Here is a 17,631-nt window from a genome sequence, read left to right as displayed (position 1 = left end):
CTCACACCACCTGCCTCAGCCCAGACCCCGCTGGGGTGGACATTGCTGCCTCGACGGCGGCCGTGATCTCGCCGTCGAGGGCGCGCACCAGGTGCCCGTACCGGTCGACCGTCGTCGTGATCGACTCATGGCCCAAACGGTTCTGAATTGCGGGCAGCGGAATGTTCGCAGCGATCAGCCACGACACATGGGTGTGGCGGAGGTCGTGCAGTCGGGGCTTCTTCGTGAGGCCCTTCGCGGTGGCCTCCTTGAGGGCGCGCTCCCACTTCCGGTGGTAGAAGTTGCTGTGTCGCCACGCCTTGCCCTGCCCGCCGCGGAAGACGTAGTCCTCCGGGCCGCGACCGGCGACGTATCTGCGCAGCATGTCCATCTGCGCCCCTGTGAGCGCGATGACGCGGCGAGCCTTCTTCGTCTTCGGCGGGCCCAGCGCGAAGGTGTTGTCCTCTTGGCGCTTCCAGGCCCGCTGGACGCTGACTGTTCCCGCGCGCAGGTTAAGGTCCCGGGTCTGAAGCGCACTCGCCTCGCCCCACCGCATGCCCGTGCCCACGAGCCAGTCGCACAGGTCGGCTGCGGCCGGATCAAATGCCCGCATCTCGGCGACGATCCGCGCGTACTCGTCGTGTTCCAGGAACGTCATCTCCTCCTCGGTCCCGGAGTCCGTGCGGGGCAGCGACGTCTTCGCGCATGGGTTGGTGGCGCGGAGTTGAGGGGTTGCGTCCAGTGCGGCTTGGAAGATGCACCAGAGGAGCCCGTGGCGATTCGCGATGGACTTGGGGCTGGCCTTGCGCCACAGGGTCCGTGAGGGGTCGTCAGGATCCTTGACGGTGGTCTCCTGCGCTCGAACCCAGTCGGTCACGTCGTCCTGCGTCACGGTGCATAGGGTGGCCGGCGCCCGCGTCCCGGATCGGTCGGTGTGGACGATGCCGCCGTACGTCATCACCGAACCGTCGGCACGGGTGTGGGTGACCGGGGTGAAGTGGTTGTCGATGTCCCGCTTGTAGTCCTTGCGGGTGCGCTCGTCGATTCCGGTCAGCCGGTCGGCGTACCGGTGTGCCCACTCGATCAGCGGGACGTCGTCCGGGTCGGTGTCCGGCTCGACGAATCCCTGCCCGCGCACCCAGCCGTGCGGCCACCGTCCGCCGTGGGCCTCGACGAGTTTCTTGAATGCCTCGGCCGAGTCGACGTCGCCGAACCGCTCCGTCTGCCAGGCGCCGCCCTCGCGCCACTTCACCTGGAAGGTGCTGCTGCCGCCCGCCTTGGGGCGCACCACGATGCTTGCCATGAGGGCGAGGGTAGGGCGCAGATCACATGATCGGTTCCCGTTGTGTTCCCAAGGTTCAGAAACAGATCAAGGCCCGACCTGCTTTCGCAGGTCAGACCTTGATCATTCAGGGTGAGTGACGGGACTTGAACCCGCGGCCACCTGGACCACAACCAGGTGCTCTACCAACTGAGCTACACCCACCGTGACCGGTCTTTTTCGTGACCGGCTGAGAAAAAGTGTACAGGGTTCGCGAGGGTGCTCGCGCCCAGGTTTACGGAGGCCTTTCCAGGGCCCCCGCGAGGGTGCTACTTGCCGCCCTCACCAGGGGCGACGTGCTTCGCTGCGATCTTCTTCGCGGTGTCGGAGTCCGGGCCAGGCCGGGGTACGAAGACGGCTTCGCGGTAGTAGCGCAGTTCGGTGATGGAGTCACGGATGTCGGCGAGGGCGCGGTGGTTGCCGTTCTTGTCCGGGCTGTTGAAGTACGCCCGCGGGAACCAGCGCCTGGCCAGCTCCTTCACCGAGGACACGTCGACGATGCGGTAGTGGAGGTAGTCCTCCAGCTCCCGCATGTCGCGTGCGAGGAAGCCGCGGTCGGTACCGACGGAGTTCCCGCAGAGCGGGGCCTTCTTCGGTTCCTTCACGTGCTCCCTGATGTACGCCATGACCTGTGCCTCGGCGTCGGCGAGAGTGGTGCCGGCGGCGAGTTCGTCGAGGAGGCCGGAGGAGGTGTGCATCTGGCGCACGATCTCCGGCATGGTCTCCAGGGCCGCGTCCGGCGGGCGGATTACGATGTCCACGCCTTCGCCGAGCACGTTGAGCTCCGAGTCGGTGACCAGTGCGGCCACCTCGATAAGTGCGTCGTCCGTCAGCGAGAGCCCGGTCATCTCGCAGTCGATCCACACCATGCGATCGTTCATGCGGCTCACCCTATGGGGTGCGGGAGCCTTCGGGCTCCGCCCAGAGCGGGTGGTTGTCGTGCGGGTGCGTCGTGGCTGATCGCGCAGTTCCCCGCGCCCCTAAAGAATGCCCCCTGCCCCCCAGCCCCTTTGAGCCCGCGAGCCTCCTTGGGCAGCGGGGCCGCCCCCCGGGGGCGGGACGGGTGGGCAAGGGGGCGGCCCCCACGCGGAGCCGCACCCCCCTGCCCGCCTGCTCCCCGCTACCTCAGGCGTCCGCCCGGTACGTATACGTCCGAGCTCTGCCTGCCGTTGTCCGTGACGGACGCGCTCGTGCCCGAGACTCCGGCGTTTGCCGCCGCAGCCCGCCGCACCTGCTGCGGCACCGCTTCGGACAGCGCCGACGGCGACCCCAGTGCGACGGGGTCGGACGCCGGTCGCCGCGCCCGGTAGGCGGCCCGGTACGCAGCCGGGGATGACCCCAGCTGGCGCCGGAAGTGCCCGCGCAGCGCGACCGGCGAGCGGAAGCCGCACCGGCCGGCGACCTCGTCCACCGAGTAGTCCGACGTCTCAAGCAGCCGCTGGGCCTGCAGCACCCGCTGAGTGATCAGCCACTGCAGTGGAGCGCTCCCAGTGAGCGACCTGAAACGCCGGTCGAAGGTCCGGCGGCTCATGTACGCACGCGCGGCGAGCGTCTCCACGTCGAACTGCTCGTGGAGGTGTTCGAGCGCCCACGCGACGACCTCGGCCAGCGGGTCGGCGCCGATTTCTTCAGGTAAAGACCTGTCGAGATAGCGCTCCTGCCCGCCGCTCCGGCGCGGCGGTACGACGAGACGCCTGGCCAGCGCACCGGCCGCCTCCGTCCCGTGGTCCGTGCGCACGATGTGCAGACACAGATCGATTCCGGCCGCCGTCCCCGCGGAGGTCAGGACGTCTCCGTCGTCGACGAAGAGTTCGCGCGGATCGACGTGCACCGACGGATAGCGCTTGGCGAGCGTCGGCGCGTACATCCAGTGCGTGGTCGCCGGGCGGCCGTCGAGCAGGCCGGCGGCGGCGAGCACGAAGGCCCCCGTGCACAGCCCGACGATCCGGGCCCCCTCCTCGTGCGCGCGGCGCAGCGCGTCCAGCGCCTCCGGTGGTGGTGGGGAGGTGATGGACCGCCAGGCCGGTACGACGACCGTCCCGGCGCGGCTCATCGCCTCCAGGCCGTACGGTGCGGTCAGTTCGAGGCCTCCGGTGGTACGGAGTGGTCCTTCCTCGCCGGCGCACACCAGTAGCCGGTAGCGCGGAACCCCTGCGTCCTGCCGGTCAATGCCGAACACCGAGAGCGGAATGGAGCTCTCGAAAATGGGTCCCCCGCTGAACAGCAGAACGGCAACGATTTCCCGGCGGCGGCGCCCGGAGAGCTTCCGGGCGGCCTCCGGCGGTGCGGCCAAGTCCTGGCTCATGACGCTAAGCCCCCCTCAGTGGTCGCGGCTCCCTGTTCGTGACGGGCCTGTGGCTCCTGCACACTGCTCCTTGAAGTCGCAGTCCCTCTAGGTCCTGCACGGTTCCCCCGCCGTCGAATAACCCATGATCGAATCTACTGTGTCGTATGGCGCCGTCGTGACAAGTTCCGAAACCGGCGCTATGTCGACATGACAACTTGGCGCGAAGCATTCGATCAGGAAGCGTTCCACTCCCGGGCGCCGCAGGGAAGTGCGCCTTTCGCTCATGGCCCGTCCCCGTAGGGTGCGCGGGCGGCGAGCGGTCCTTTCTTCCCTGGTGGCACGGGGGTTGGAGGGGCCTTCCGCCAAGGCGCGGGGGTGGAGGCGAAGTTGGCTGAAAAGCTACGGGCGCGCGTGTGCGATCCCGTCACTCACCCGGCGCACCACCCTGCGGTGCGTGACCTCTCCGCAACGATTTCACGCACTGTTCTTCTGTGAATCCGCGTCCACGGCGCGATCCTCACGATTCCGCCCTGCGTCCGCCGCGGTGTGTTCCGGAGCCGGTGCGGCTGTGCCGGCCGCGGTGGGTGCCCGCCTGGAGGTCCTCGTCCGGCTCCCGGTCGCGGACGGCGGTCCTGGTCGACCGGCGGAGCAGCAGGCGGCAGACGACGGTGACGACGGCCAGTCCCGCGGCCGACGCGGCGGCGCCGCCGACGGGCGCTCCGTACCCGATCAGTACCACCGGTACGAGCAGACAGCTGAAGGCCGCCCACCGGACGACGTCCCCCGCGGAGCCGGCGGACGCGCGCTCCGGGTCGGCCGGAATGTCCGGAGGCGGGCGGTGTCCGTGGTGTGGCTGTGCCCCGTGGGGTCCCTGATGTCCCTGGTGTCCGTGGGGATGGTCGTCGTCGTACGGCGGCGAGAAGGGCGAGGGGCCGTGCACGGCGCACTTCCTCCTGGGCGCGGGGGACGGGGAGCCTGATCAACGAACGGAGGGGCCGGACGGTCACGTCGCCGGCGGCTGTACGAAGCGGCGGCAGGCCTCCGTGCGGAGCGGCCGCGGACGCCGGTACGGAGCGCCGGCAGACGTGCGTACGAAAAACAGCGGCGGACGCCGGTACGGGGCGGCGGCAGACGCCTGTACGGGCCAGCGGGCATTGCGATCCCGGCCTGGGTCGTGCATGCTCCTGGAACGCTGCTCGCCTGCGGGCACTGGGCAGCGGAGGAGTGCCGCCGTACCCTTGGGGGTATGGGCTTGGGAAGATGATTCCCGGACAGCTCCGCTGTCGTGGGGCGAGTCGTCCCCTGCTGTTCCCGCCGTAAGCCCCGTGCAGTTCTCCTGAGGATGCAGACGCCGAGACACCGATGGCCGGTCACGAAACCCCCGAACCCGCGGACCGCAAGCAGGTCGCCGATCCCACTGCCGAGTACGGCGTGGAGTCGAGCGGCGACCTCTACGCGCGAGAAGACCCCCGTCACTCCTGCGATCCCGCCTTCCGGCACGGTGTTGTCGTCGGCTTCGACGGCTCCACCTCCAGCGAGCGGGCGCTCGCGTACGCCATCGGAATGGCCAGGCGGCTCGGCCAGGGGCTGATCATCGTCCATGTCGCGAACCGGCTGCCGACCACCGTCTGGGCGGGCTGCGAGCCGCCCGTCTTCGTCGACGTCCCCGACCACCGCACCGAGGTGCTCGGGCTCGAACTGGCCTGTGCGGACTACCTCGCCGAGGTGCCGTGGATCCTGGTCGAGCGGGGCGGCGACATCTGCCACGAGCTGGAGGAGGTCGGCCGGGAGTACGAGGCCGACGCGATCGTGGTGGGGTCGACGCACGGCATCGTGGGGCGGCTCTTCGGGTCGGTGGCGGGGCGGTTGGCGAAGCGGGCGCAGCGTCCGGTTGTTGTCATTCCGTAATGCTTCGTCAGTTTGCGTGACGGGCAAGGCAGTTGGCGGTTCTGCGCTCTTGACGTTCTGTGGCGGTTCCTGAAACTACCCCTGCGTAGGGGTGATTTGTGACCTTGTGAAGGGTAAATAAAGGTCGCTGGGCACTCAGCACCAGGCACCCGCAGTACTTGCAGGAAGGGAGCCCCGCCGTGGACAACGACGTCTCCGCGGGAAGCACATCCGCCTCCGCCTCCACTCTCGGCCACCTCGCACTCGGACTCACCCTCCTCGCTTTCGGCCTCGGTCACACCGGGGTGCTGAGCGGGATCACGGCGGCGAGCGCCGTCACCGTCGCGCTGTTCGTCGGCGGCTTCACCCTCTTCGTCGCGGGGCTCCTGGAGTTCCGGGCGGGGAGTTCGTTCAACGGGACGGCGTTCGCCGGGCTCGGGGCCTTCTGGTTCACCTGGGGCACCGCGACCGGCGACGGCGGGCTCTCGGCCGACGCGGCGGGGCTGTTCCTGCTGCTCTGGGCGCTGCTCGCGCTCAGCCTGACCCTGGGGGCGGCCGGCGGCGGACCGCTCTCGCAGGTCATGTACGGGCTGTTGTTCGTGGCACTGCTGCTGCTCGGGATCGCGCAGTTCGCGGACGCCTCGATGCTGGGGAAGGTCGCGGGCTGGGTGGCGGCGCTCTCCGGGCTCCTCGCCTGGTACGGCGCGACGGCGGCATGGGCGAAGTGGCCCACGGCCCTGCCGGGCCGCGCCGCGGGCGGCCGGGGTGTGACGGCCGCCGGCTGAACCGCAACTGCCGGGCCAGGGTCCGGTGTGGGGCGACACCGGACCCGACGGGGAAGGGCCCCGCACGCCGTGGTGGCGTGTGCGGGGCCCTTCTCGTACAGACGGATTGTGTTTATTCGACGGTGACGGACTTCGCCAGGTTGCGCGGCTTGTCGATGTCGCGGCCCATGGCCAGCGCCGTGTGGTAGGCGAGGAGCTGGAGCGGGATGCCCATCAGGATCGGGTCCAGCTCGGTCTCGTTCTTCGGGACCACAATGGTGTGGTCGGCCTTTTCCTGCTCGCGGTGCGCGACCGCCAGGATCCGGCCGCTGCGGGCCTTGATCTCCTCCAGCGCCGCGCGGTTCTTCTCCAGCAGATCGTCGTCGGGGACGATCGCGACCGTCGGGAGCGCGGGCTCGATGAGGGCGAGCGGGCCGTGCTTGAGCTCGGATGCGGGGTAGGCCTCGGCGTGGATGTAGGAGATCTCCTTGAGCTTCAGGGAGGCCTCCAGGGCGACCGGATAGCCGCGCACGCGCCCGATGAACATCATCGACTTGGCGCCCGCGTACTCCTCGGCGATCTTCTTGATCTCTTCCTCCGTCTGGAGGATCTCCGAGATCTGGGCGGGCAGCTTGCGCAGGCCCGCGATGATCCGCTTGCCGTCGGAGACGGAGAGGTCGCGGATCCGGCCCAGGTGCAGGGCGAGGAGCGCGAAGGCGGTGACGGTGTTGGTGAAGCACTTGGTGGAGACGACGCAGACCTCCGGGCCCGCGTGCACGTACACGCCGCCGTCGGCCTCGCGGGCGATGGCGGAACCGACCACGTTGACCACGCCGAGGACGCGGGCGCCCTTGCGCTTCAGCTCCTGCACGGCGGCCAGCACGTCGTACGTCTCACCGGACTGGGAGACCGCGATGTAGAGGGTGTCGGGGTCCACGACCGGGTTGCGGTAGCGGAACTCCGAGGCGGGCTCGGCGTCGGCGGGGATGCGGGCCAGGGACTCGATGAGCCCGGCGCCGATCAGGCCCGCGTGGTAGCTGGTGCCGCAGCCGAGGATCTTGATGCGGCGCACGCCGCGCGCCTCGCGGGCGTCCAGGTTGAGGCCGCCCAGGTGCACGGTGGAGAAGCGGTCGTCGATCCGGCCGCGCAGCACGCGGTCCACGGCGTCGGCCTGCTCGGAGATCTCCTTGTGCATGTACGTGTCGTGGCCGCCCATGTCGTACGACTCGGCCTCCCACTCCACGGTGGTCGGCGTGGCCGACGTGGTCGAGCCCTCCGTGGTGTACGTACGGAAGTCGTCGGCCTTCAGGGTGGCCATCTCGCCGTCGTCGAGGGTGACGATCTGGCGGGTGTGGGAGACGAGGGCGGCGACGTCCGAGGCGACGAACATCTCCTTCTCGCCGATGCCCAGGACGACCGGGGAGCCGTTGCGGGCGACGACGATGCGGTCGGCGAAGTCGGCGTGCATGACGGCCAGGCCGTAGGTGCCCTCGATGTGGCGCAGCGCCTCGCGGACCTTCTCCTCCAGGGTCTCGGCCTGGGCGCGGGCGATGAGGTGGACCACGACCTCGGTGTCCGTCTCGGAGGCGAAGACGACGCCGTCGGCGGTCAGCTTGGCGCGCAGATCGTCCGCGTTGTCGATGATGCCGTTGTGGACGACGGCGACCTTCGACTCGGTGTCCAGGTGCGGGTGCGAGTTCTCGTCGGAGGGGGCGCCGTGGGTGGCCCAGCGGGTGTGCGCGATGCCGGTGGTGCCGGCGAAGCGCTTGGGGACCTTGGCCTCCAGGTCACGGACCCGGCCCTTGGCCTTGACCATGCGCAGGCCGGACGCCTTGGGGGTGTTGATCACGATGCCCGCGGAGTCGTAGCCGCGGTACTCCAGGCGCTGCAGGCCTTCCAGGAGCAGGGGCGCTACGTCACGCTTGCCGATGTAACCGACGATTCCACACATAAGGACTTGCCCTCCGAGTTGTCTGTGGTGCTGTCCGGTGCCGGGCGGCCCGGGTAGGGGCTGCTCAGCCGTAGACGAGGCGGCGCAGCTGGCGGAGTGTGAGCTCCGGCGGTGCGACCGCGCGGTGCGGCAGCTCGGCCGCGATCCTCTCGAAGATGTCCGCGTTCACGGCGCCGCCTGCTTGCAGTTCGCGGTGGCGTCGGCGGACGAATTCCTCGGTCGTCTCGTCGAAGTACGCCAGTACGTCGAGTACCACCCGGGCGGCCTCGCCGCGCGGCAGCGCGGTGGAGCGGACCAGATGGTCGATGAGGTCCTCGTGCGGGGACGAGGGAGACGTACGGCGTTCGAGCACCCGTTGATATTGGGGCAGTGTGAGGGCTTATGCAAGAATCCTGCCCGATATCGGGCAGGATTCCTCTTGATCTCGTCTCTGGGCGCCCTTGGTCTGGACCTAGAGCCGCTTCAGGACGGCCTGCTTGGCCGTCGCGAACTCCTCGTCGGTGAGGATTCCGGCCCCGTGCAGCTCGCCGAGTTCACGCAGACGGCGCAGCAGGGTGTCGTGATCGTCGGCGGCGGCGGGAGCGGCCTTCTCCAGTACGGGTGTTCCGGCGGGCTCCGCGGTGGCCGCCGGGTGCGGAAGCCGGGCCAGCACCGCGGCGGCGACCAGGGCCGCCGTGTACTCCTTCTTCGACAGCCCCCACAGGTCCAGGGCGTACGGGTCGTACTTGGGGGCGGGGGACTTCGACCCGGGCCGGCCGGTGAGGAAGCGGAGGTGGCCGTTCTCCAGCCCTATCGAGGGCAGCCACTCCACCCCGGTGATCTCCGCGAGGGGGAGGGAGACGGGGCCGCCGGAGGACTTGGACTCCTCCGCCTTCCAGTTCCAGGACAGGCGCACCGCGTCCCCCTCGAAGGAGGCCGTGCCGTCCCCGCCGCCGCCCGACACCGGCACCGCGGGGCCGGGGAGCAGGAAGCGGTCCACCGGTTCGGAGGGCACCTGGTCGAGCAGCAGCGCGGTGCGGACCTCGTCCACGAAGTACTCGGCGACACCGGTGCGGTCCTGCTCGACGGCGAGCCGGTACGGGTCGGCGGCGCCCCCCAGCCTGCCGCTCGCGGCCAGCAGCAGCGGGCACGCGCCCTCCCGCAGGCGCAGCCGCAGCCCGCCGCCCTTGCGCCCCGGCTCGTAGGCGATGCCCGCCAGGGCGACCAGCGGGACCTCCAGCTCACCCAGTGCCTGCCGCAGCGGATGGATCTTGCTGCCCCGCCCCGGGACGATGCGCACTGTGTCGCCGTCGAAAGTCCACGTACCGTCCTTCTGAAGAATCTCCGCCATGCCGGGATTCTCGCACCGGCGTGCGTGCCCATGAGGTGTTGAATTGGTCTACACCCTTGACCGGGCCGTGACTTGGACGGTAGCCATGGGTCCTGCTCCACCTCTGTTACGTACATGCCACAGCCGCGCTGCCCCGTCGAAGGGACCGCTTGTGAGACACCGTCGTACGATTCCCCGCCTCCTCGCTCCGATGCTGCTCGTCGCCGTAGCGGGAACGGCCGCCGTCGGCGCGGCCCCGGCACCCGGTGCGGGTCCCGCCGCCCCGGCCAAGGCCGCCGGGCCCCGACCGCTGGGCCAGATCGTTCCGGCCCCCGCCTCGGTCAGTGCGGGCGGAGCGGCCTACACGATCGACTCCGGGACCCGGATCAGGGTCGGCCGCTCGGCGGACGCCAAGAAGGTCGGCGACGCCCTGGCGAAGGTGCTGCGCCCGTCCACCGGGTACCAGCTGCCGGTCACCTCGCGCGACGGCCGGGACGGCATCCGGCTGAGGTTCTCCTCCGACCCCTCGCTCGGCGAGGAGGGCTACCGGCTGGACTCCGGCCGCAGCGGCGTCACCATCAGCGCCCGCAGGGCCGCCGGTCTCTTCCACGGCATCCAGACGCTGCGCCAGCAGCTGCCGGCCGCCGTCGAGAGGCCGACGAAGCAGACCGGGCCGTGGAAGGTCGCGGGCGGCACCATCAAGGACGTCCCGCGCTACGGCTACCGGGGTGCGATGGTCGACGTCTCCCGCCACTTCTTCACCGTCGACCAGCTCAAGCGCTACGTGGACCAGCTGGCCCTCTACAAGGTCAACAAGCTCCACCTGCACCTCTCGGACGACCAGGGCTGGCGCATCGCCATCGACTCCTGGCCGAGGCTCACCACGTACGGCGGCTCCACCCAGGTCGGCGGCGGCCCCGGCGGCTACTACACCAAGGCCCAGTACAAGGACATCCTGAAGTACGCGGCGGACCGGCACATGGAGGTCGTCCCGGAGATCGACGCCCCGGGCCACACCAACGCCGCCCTCGCCTCGTACGCCGAGCTGAACTGCAACGGCGTCGCCCCGCCGCTCTACACCGGCACCGCGGTCGGCTTCAGCTCGCTGTGCGTCGACAAGGACCTCACGTACAAGTTCCTCGACGACGTGATCGGCGAGATCGCCCGGATGACGCCGGGCAAGGTCATCCACATCGGCGGCGACGAGGCGCACGCGACGCCGCACGAGGACTACGTGAAGTTCATGACGAAGGCGCAGGCCATCGTCGGCAAGTACGGCAAGACGGTGATGGGCTGGCACCAGCTGGCCACCGCGAACCCGGGCAAGGGCTCGATCATGCAGTACTGGGGCACCGACAGCGCCGCCGCCGACCGCAAGACGGTCGCCGACGCCACGCACAAGAACGGCGCCAAGGTCGTCATCTCCCCGGCCGACCGCACCTACCTGGACATGAAGTACAACAAGGACACCAAGCTGGGGCTGGCCTGGGCGGGCTACGTCGAGGCGCAGCGCTCGTACGACTGGAACCCCGGCACGTACATCGAGAACGCGGCCCCCGGCTCCGTCATCGGCGTCGAGGCACCGATCTGGTCCGAAACACTCGTGACCACCAAGGACATCGAGTACATGGCCTTCCCCCGCCTGCCCGGCATCGCCGAGCTCGGCTGGTCACCCGCGTCCACCCACCACTGGGACCGGTACAAGACCCGCCTCGCCCAGCAGGGCCCGCGTCTGACGGCGATGGGCATCGACTTCTACAAGTCGCCGCAAGTGCCGTGGGTGAGTGAGTAGTTGAGAGCGCGCCAGTAGTACGGGAGGGGGTACGCCGGGACCGTCCGGCGTACCCCCTCCCGTACGGCGGGCTCTACAGGTCCTCCGGCAGCAACCGGAAGGCCGTGTGCCCGGTCAGGGGCCGGATCATGCGGAAGTGACGGTCCGAGGTGAACATCGCGTCCGTGCGGTAAGCGGCGGCCAGAGCGACGTTCATGGCGTCCGCCAGGCCGATCCCCTTGCCGCCGTCCGCGTCCCGGTACCCCTCCAGCACCGTCATCGCCGTGCGCAGGTGCGGGGCGACGTCGGGGATGGACAGCTTCCGCCCCTCGGCCCCTCTGGCGAGGAAGTCGAGCGCGCGGTACGCGGCCTGTGCGCTGATCTTCGTGGTGACCAGATAGTCGAGTTCGGTCATGACCATGGGGGAGACGACCAGATGCCCGATGGCCGAGAAGGCCTTGCGGTACTGGGAGCTGTCGGCCGTGGACGCGACGAGAAGCCGATAGAGGGCGTTGGTGTCGGCGATGGTGACGGCGCTCAAGAGCCCATCCCCCGGAGAACCTCGTCGACTTCTTCGTCGGTGAGGTCGGGCCCGGTCCCGATGTCGGGGATTTCCATGTCACCCATGGGGTCCGTCGAGTACGGGAGCGCCTCGTCGGCATCTATCGGCACCAGGCGGGCGACCGGACGGCCGTTCTTGGTGACCGTGACGGTCTCGCCGTGCTCGGCGGCGGCGAGGATCTGCGAGGACCGCTGGTTGAACTCGCGGGCGGTGGCTTCCATGTAGTACACGGTACTACGGCCGAGGGTTTCAGGGGTGCGGGGAACTGCGCGGCCGGCCGCGGCGCACTCGCACGGGACAAGCGCCCCTCGCCGCCCCCGCCCTTCCCCGCCCCCGCCGTCAGGCGACCTTCTTGGCGGTTTCGATCGCCTTTGCCAGGTCCTCCAGGACCGGTGCGCACTTGTCGTAGGAGTAGATCGGCTCCGTGACGCGCGGGATCACCTGGCCGGCCTTGACGGCGGGCAGCTGTGCCCAGGTCGGCTTGTTGGCGATGTCCTTGGGCTGGAGCACTGCCGAGCGGTTGTCCATCATGATCACGTCGGCCTTGTACTTGGCGACGTTCTCCCAGCTCAGGCCCTCGAAGAAGCCCTGCGCGTCGACCTTCGGCTCGATGAACTTCACGCCCAGTTCCTGGAAGTAGAGCGTGTCGGCGCTCATCTTCGCGAGCGAGACGTAGAACAGGTCGGCGGAGGCCGAACCGATCATGACCTTGATGTCGGGGTGGGCCTTCGCGGCGGCGCGCAGCCGGGCCGAGGCCTTCTCGAAGCGGGCCTTGGCGTCCGCGATCTTCTTCGCCCTGAGGTCGGCGCCGAGGGACGCGGCCAGCTCGGCGCGGCGCGCCAGGGCCTTCTCCATGTTGGTGCCGGAGGCCCACAGGGCGACGCTCGGGGCGAGCGAGTAGATCTTCTTGGCGGACTGTTCCGGGACGTACCAGAGGACGTCCTTCTCCCACATGTCGGAGATCAGCAGCTCGGGGATCAGCTTGGCGTACTTCTCGACGTCGAACTCGCCGTAGGCGTTGCCGATGATTTCGAGCTTCGAGATGTCCATGTCGCCGGCCTGGACGTCGGGCTTGCCGTCCTTGCCCTTGGTCGGGCCGAAGACGCCCGTGACCTCGATGCCGTAGTCGTGGAGCGCGGCGGCCGTGCCGGTGAAGGCGACGATGCTCTTCGGGAAGGACTTTGTCTCGACCTTCTTGCCGCGGTCGTCGGTGAAGGACCAGGGGCCCGACTTCCCGGCGCCGCCCTCCGACGCCTTGCTGCCGGAAGCCTTCTCGCCGCCGCACGCGGCCAGTGCGGCGCCGATGCCGAGCGCACCGCCGGCGGCGAGGAGGCCACGGCGGGTGGGACGGGAGAGGCGGGACGGGGAGGGCATGGCGGTTCTGCTTTCGTACGGGCGGAGCGGACGGGACCAGGGGAAGGTTAGCCTAACCTTCCTTCTGGCCTGAAGGGGGTGTCCGGTTTCCGCCCGTACGGAAGTGGGGCGCGGCTCTCTGCCTAGGCCTGCATGCCCAGTTCGCGCGCGATCAGCATGCGCTGCACCTCGCTGGTGCCCTCGCCGATCTCCAGGATCTTGGAGTCGCGCCACATCCGGGCCACCGGGTACTCGTTCATGAAGCCGTACCCGCCGTGGATCTGGGTTGCCTCCCGGGCGTTGTCGACGGCGACGGTGGAGGAGTACAGCTTGGCGATGGCGGCCTGCTTCTTGAAGGGCTCGCCGTTGACCAGGCGGGACGCCGCGTCGTACCAGCCGATGCGGGACATGTGCGCCCGCATCTCCATGTCCGCGATCTTGAACTGGATGGCCTGGTTCGACCCGATCGGCTTCCCGAAGGCGTGCCGCTCGCGCGCGTACTTCAGCGACTCGTCGACGCAGCCCTGCGCGAGGCCGGTCGCGAGCGCGGAGATCGCGATGCGGCCCTCGTCGAGGATCCGCAGGAACTGGGCGTAGCCGCGGCCCTCCTCGCCGAGCAGGTTCGCGGCCGGGACGCGGACGTCGGAGAAGGACAGCTCGCGGGTGTCGGAGGAGTTCCAGCCGACCTTCGAGTACGGGGCCGCCACGGTGAAGCCGGGGGTGCCGGAGGGGACGATGATCGAGGAGATCAGCGGCTTGCCGTCACTCGTTGAATTGGGCGCAGTGCGGCCGGTGACCGCGGTGACGGTGACCAGGGCGGTGATGTCGGTGCCGGAGTTGGTGATGAAGCACTTGGAGCCGTTGATCACCCACTCGCCGGTCTTCTCGTCGAGGACGGCCGTCGTACGGGTGCCGCCCGCGTCCGACCCGCCGTCCGGCTCGGTCAGGCCGAACGCGCCGAGCGCCTCGCCCGCGCAGAGCCTCGGCAGCCACTCCCGCTTCTGCTCCTCCGTACCGAACCGGAAGATCGGCATCGCGCCGAGCGAGACGCCCGCTTCGAGGGTGATCGCGACGGACGAGTCGACGCGGGCCAGCTCCTCCAGGGCGATGCCGAGCGCGAGGTAGTCGCCGCCCATGCCGCCGTACTCCTCCGGGATGGGCAGGCCGAAGAGGCCCATGCGGCCCATCTCACGGACGATCTCGTACGGGAACTCGTGCCGCTCGTACAGGTCGCCGATCTTCGGGGCGACGACGTCGTGCGCGAACTCCTCGACGGTGCGGCGGAGTTCTTCGTGCTCGGGGGTGAGGCGGTGGTCCATCGTCTGTCCTTCAGTCCTTGTGGGAGAGGGCGCGTACGGTGCGGGACGGGCTGGGTCGGCCGAGTTGCTCCGCCATCCACACGCTGGTGGCGGTGAGGCGGGTGAGGTCGACCCCGGTGTCGATGCCGAGGCCGTTCAGCATCCAGATGAGGTCTTCGGTGGCGAGGTTGCCGGTGGCGGACTTCGCGTACGGGCAGCCGCCCAGGCCGCCCGCGGAGGCGTCGACGGTGGTGACGCCGTGGCGGAGGGCGGCGAGGGTGTTGGAGAGGGCCTGGCCGTAGGTGTCGTGGAAGTGGACACCGAGGAGGTCCGTGGGAAGGCCGGCCTCGTTCAAGTCGGTGAGGAGAGCGGCTACTTGGCCGGGGGTCGCCACGCCGATCGTGTCGCCGAGGGAGAGTTCGTCGCAGCCCATGTCGACGAGGCGGCGGCAGACCCGGGTGACCTGGGCGGCCGGGACCGCGCCTTCCCAGGGGTCGCCGAAGCACATCGAGAGGTAGCCGCGGACGTGCGCACCGGCGGCGCGGGCGCGGGTGACGACCGGCTCGAACATGGCGAGGGCCTCGTCGACCGTACGGTTGAGGTTGGCCTTGGCGAAGGACTCGGTGGCGCTGGCGAAGACGGCCACGTCGCGGGCGCCGAGGGCGAGGGCGCGGTCGAGGCCCCTCTCGTTGGGGACGAGAACGGGGAGGCGTGTGGTCTCCGCCAGGTCCTTCACCTGAGGGAACAGGGCTTCCGCGTCGGCGAGTTGGGGCACCCACTTGGGGTGGACGAAGCTGGTGGCCTCGACGGTGGTGAGGCCGGCTGCGGCGAGACGGTGGATGAACTCCGCCTTCACCTCGGTGGGGACCGTGGACTTCTCGTTCTGCAGGCCGTCGCGGGCTCCTACCTCGTAGATCCTTACGCGGGTGGGGAGTTGGGGGTCCTTGACGACCATGGGGAGCGTCATGCGGTGTCCTCCTCCTCGTCGGTGCTCTCGGGGGTGACGACGGCCAGGACCTGGTCCATGGCGACCGTGGCCCCGGCCTTGACGTCGAGTTCGGCGACGGTGCCGGCGTGCGGGGCGGAGATGACGTGCTCCATCTTCATGGCCTCGACGACGAGGAGGCTCTGCCCGGCGGCGACCCGGTCGCCCACGGCCACCTTGACGACGGTGACGGTGCCCGGCATGGGGGCGGTGAGGGCGTCCAGACCGGAGTGGGCGGCGCCGGTGAGGGTGGCGGCGACGGGGTCGTGGGGCTGGAGGTGCCAGGCGTGGCCGTCCCGGCCCAGCCACTCGCCGTGGTGGCGGAAGGTGTGGGTGAGGCCGGCGACCTCGACGGTGAGGCGGGCCGGGGATGGGGCTTGGGCTTGGGCGGCCCGGGTCGCGGAAGGTGCGCCGGGGGCGAGCCGGGCACGGAGGATCTCCCCCACCCCGCCCCTTCCCGAAACCGGGCCCGGCCCGGACGCGCCAGGGGCTCCGCCCCCGGACCCCCGCTGCTCAAACGCCGCAGGGGCTGACATGGGCGGTGCGGCTGGAATGCTCACCTCCGCAGACGTCACGGGGCCGCGTACCCGTACCGCCACCGGCTCCTGCCCCGGGATCCGGAAGTCGTGCACCGTCCAGGCGGGGGTGCCGCCCAGGCGCCAGCCGGACGGTGCGTCGAACGGGTCCGTCCAGCCCGAGGCAGGACCGGCCAGTTCCGCCTGCGCCAGCAGTCCCGCCGCCGCGTACACCTCCACGGGGACGGTGTCGTCGATCAACGACTCCGCGTCCCGTTCCACCAGCCCGGTGTCCAGGTCGCCCGCCACCACGTCCGGGTGGGCCAGCAGGCGGCGCAGGAAGCCCGCGTTCGTCTGGACGCCCAGCGTCACCGTCTCCGCCAGCGCCGCGCGCAGCTTGCGCAGGGCGGTGGGGCGGTCCGGGCCGTACGCGATGACCTTCGACAGCATCGGGTCGTACAGGCTGCCGATCTCCGTGCCGACCGAGAGGCCGGAGTCCGTCCGGACCCCGTTGCCCTGCGGCTCGTGCAGGGCGAGGATCGTGCCGCCCGAGGGGAGGAAGCCGCGGGCAGGGTCTTCCGCGCAGATGCGGGCCTCGACGGCGTGCCCGGTGAGGGTGATGTCAGCCTGGGTGAAGGGGAGTTCGGCGCCGGAGGCGACCCGGATCTGCCACTCCACCAGGTCGAGGCCGGTGATCAGCTCGGTGACCGGGTGCTCCACCTGGAGGCGGGTGTTCATCTCCATGAAGAAGTACGAGGCCGGGTCGTCGCCGGGGACGATGAACTCGACCGTGCCCGCCCCGCTGTACCCGCAGGAGCGCGCCGCCTGCACCGCGGCCTCGCCCATCGCCGCCCGCGTCGCCTCGTCGAGGAGTACGGACGGCGCCTCTTCGATGATCTTCTGGTGGCGGCGCTGGAGCGAGCACTCGCGCTCGCCGAGGTGGACGACGTTGCCGTGGCCGTCGGCCAGGACCTGGATCTCGATGTGCCGGGGGCGGTCGACCCACCGCTCCACGAGCAGTGTGTCGTCGCCGAAGGAGGAGCGGGCCTCACGGCGCGCCGCCGCGATCTCGTCGGCCAGGAGGGCCTCGTCGCGGACCAGCCGCATGCCCTTGCCGCCGCCGCCCGCGGACGGCTTGAGGAGGACCGGCATACCGATCTCCCGGGCGGACGCGGCGAGTTGGGCGTCCGTGAGGCCCGAGCCCGATGACCCTGGCACGACCGGTACGCCCGCCGCCTTTACCGTCTCCTTCGCGCGGATCTTGTCGCCCATGAGGGAGATCGCGGAGGCCGGCGGGCCGATGAAGACCAGTCCGGCGGAGGTGCACGCGGACGCGAACTCCGCGTTCTCCGCGAGGAATCCGTACCCCGGGTGGATCGCCTGCGCGCCCGAGCGCACCGCGGCCTCGATCAGGCGGTCGATGCGCAGATAGCTCTCCGACGCCGCCGGCGGGCCGATCCGCAGCGCCGTGTCCGCCTCACGGACGTGCCGTGCGTCGGCGTCGGCGTCGCTGAAGACGGCCACCGAGCGGATGCCCAGCTCGCGGAGCGTACGGATGACGCGGACGGCGATCTCGCCGCGGTTGGCGACCAGGACGGTGTCGAAGAGGTAAGTCGTCACAGGGGAAGTGGTCACAGTCGTCATGAGTC

At 70.1% G+C, this 17,631-nt stretch carries 16 protein-coding genes and 1 tRNA gene; 3 read left to right on the top strand and 14 right to left on the bottom strand.

Annotated elements, in window-relative coordinates:
* Position 1: 1 nt before the first annotated feature.
* The 5 genes from AB0D18_RS02235 to AB0D18_RS02215 form a co-directional block, all read right to left on the bottom strand.
* Positions 2-1,282, bottom strand: a complete 1,281-nt coding sequence (locus AB0D18_RS02235) for a site-specific integrase (protein WP_362411278.1) — start codon at positions 1,280-1,282, stop codon at positions 2-4.
* A gap of 110 nt (positions 1,283-1,392) precedes the next feature.
* Positions 1,393-1,465 (bottom strand) — tRNA-His (locus AB0D18_RS02230).
* 104 nt (positions 1,466-1,569) lie between these two features.
* Positions 1,570-2,181, bottom strand: coding sequence for an oligoribonuclease (gene orn, locus AB0D18_RS02225; RefSeq protein WP_362411275.1), 612 nt, complete (start codon positions 2,179-2,181; stop codon positions 1,570-1,572).
* A 239-nt stretch (positions 2,182-2,420) separates the two neighbouring features.
* Positions 2,421-3,605 carry a helix-turn-helix domain-containing protein gene (locus AB0D18_RS02220; protein ID WP_362411272.1) on the bottom strand — a complete coding sequence of 395 codons (1,185 nt, stop codon included), beginning with the start codon at positions 3,603-3,605 and terminating at the stop codon, positions 2,421-2,423.
* A gap of 499 nt (positions 3,606-4,104) precedes the next feature.
* Positions 4,105-4,527, bottom strand: coding sequence for a hypothetical protein (locus tag AB0D18_RS02215; RefSeq protein WP_362411269.1), 423 nt, complete (start codon positions 4,525-4,527; stop codon positions 4,105-4,107).
* 422 nt (positions 4,528-4,949) lie between these two features.
* Here AB0D18_RS02215 and AB0D18_RS02210 point away from each other — a divergent pair, with 422 nt between their 5' ends.
* Complete coding sequence (locus AB0D18_RS02210; RefSeq protein WP_362411266.1) at positions 4,950-5,495, top strand: universal stress protein; 546 nt, start codon at positions 4,950-4,952, stop codon at positions 5,493-5,495.
* Between the two features lie 179 nt (positions 5,496-5,674).
* The gene (locus AB0D18_RS02205; RefSeq protein ID WP_362411263.1) at positions 5,675-6,259 is read left to right on the top strand and encodes an acetate uptake transporter; all 585 of its coding nucleotides are present in this window, start codon (positions 5,675-5,677) and stop codon (positions 6,257-6,259) included.
* Between the two features lie 112 nt (positions 6,260-6,371).
* Here the strand turns inward: AB0D18_RS02205 and glmS are convergent, their stop codons facing one another.
* The 3 genes from glmS to AB0D18_RS02190 form a co-directional block, all read right to left on the bottom strand.
* Positions 6,372-8,189, bottom strand: coding sequence for a glutamine--fructose-6-phosphate transaminase (isomerizing) (glmS, locus tag AB0D18_RS02200; protein WP_362411260.1), 1,818 nt, complete (start codon positions 8,187-8,189; stop codon positions 6,372-6,374).
* 64 nt (positions 8,190-8,253) lie between these two features.
* Positions 8,254-8,541: a hypothetical protein gene (locus AB0D18_RS02195; RefSeq protein WP_362411257.1), complete on the bottom strand. Its 288-nt coding sequence runs from the start codon at positions 8,539-8,541 to the stop codon at positions 8,254-8,256.
* A 99-nt stretch (positions 8,542-8,640) separates the two neighbouring features.
* Positions 8,641-9,519, bottom strand: coding sequence for a DUF4429 domain-containing protein (locus tag AB0D18_RS02190; RefSeq protein WP_362411254.1), 879 nt, complete (start codon positions 9,517-9,519; stop codon positions 8,641-8,643).
* A gap of 190 nt (positions 9,520-9,709) precedes the next feature.
* Here AB0D18_RS02190 and AB0D18_RS02185 point away from each other — a divergent pair, with 190 nt between their 5' ends.
* On the top strand, positions 9,710-11,290 hold the full coding sequence (locus tag AB0D18_RS02185) for a beta-N-acetylhexosaminidase (RefSeq protein ID WP_362412127.1): 1,581 nt from the start codon (positions 9,710-9,712) through the stop codon (positions 11,288-11,290).
* Between the two features lie 73 nt (positions 11,291-11,363).
* Here the strand turns inward: AB0D18_RS02185 and AB0D18_RS02180 are convergent, their stop codons facing one another.
* The 6 genes from AB0D18_RS02180 to AB0D18_RS02155 all read right to left on the bottom strand — a co-directional run bounded on the left by AB0D18_RS02180 (position 11,364) and on the right by AB0D18_RS02155 (position 17,626).
* Positions 11,364-11,810, bottom strand: coding sequence for a PIN domain-containing protein (locus AB0D18_RS02180; protein WP_362411251.1), 447 nt, complete (start codon positions 11,808-11,810; stop codon positions 11,364-11,366).
* The gene (locus tag AB0D18_RS02175) at positions 11,807-12,052 is read right to left on the bottom strand and encodes a type II toxin-antitoxin system prevent-host-death family antitoxin (RefSeq protein WP_362411248.1); all 246 of its coding nucleotides are present in this window, start codon (positions 12,050-12,052) and stop codon (positions 11,807-11,809) included. The genes AB0D18_RS02180 and AB0D18_RS02175 overlap by 4 nt, the downstream gene beginning before the upstream one ends.
* A 118-nt stretch (positions 12,053-12,170) precedes the next feature.
* Positions 12,171-13,205 carry an ABC transporter substrate-binding protein gene (locus tag AB0D18_RS02170; RefSeq protein ID WP_362411245.1) on the bottom strand — a complete coding sequence of 345 codons (1,035 nt, stop codon included), beginning with the start codon at positions 13,203-13,205 and terminating at the stop codon, positions 12,171-12,173.
* A gap of 122 nt (positions 13,206-13,327) precedes the next feature.
* The gene (locus tag AB0D18_RS02165) at positions 13,328-14,503 is read right to left on the bottom strand and encodes an acyl-CoA dehydrogenase family protein (protein WP_362411242.1); all 1,176 of its coding nucleotides are present in this window, start codon (positions 14,501-14,503) and stop codon (positions 13,328-13,330) included.
* A gap of 10 nt (positions 14,504-14,513) precedes the next feature.
* The gene (locus AB0D18_RS02160; RefSeq protein ID WP_362411239.1) at positions 14,514-15,449 is read right to left on the bottom strand and encodes a hydroxymethylglutaryl-CoA lyase; all 936 of its coding nucleotides are present in this window, start codon (positions 15,447-15,449) and stop codon (positions 14,514-14,516) included.
* On the bottom strand, positions 15,446-17,626 hold the full coding sequence (locus AB0D18_RS02155) for an acetyl/propionyl/methylcrotonyl-CoA carboxylase subunit alpha (RefSeq protein WP_362411236.1): 2,181 nt from the start codon (positions 17,624-17,626) through the stop codon (positions 15,446-15,448). Before AB0D18_RS02155 ends, AB0D18_RS02160 begins: the two co-directional genes overlap by 4 nt.
* Positions 17,627-17,631: the final 5 nt, after the last annotated feature.

This window comes from Streptomyces sp. NPDC048442, assembly GCF_040651475.1.
In the GTDB taxonomy this organism is placed as follows: domain Bacteria; phylum Actinomycetota; class Actinomycetes; order Streptomycetales; family Streptomycetaceae; genus Streptomyces.
Note: the sequence above shows the minus strand (reverse complement) of the source record. Positions and strands in the feature narration are given on the sequence as shown.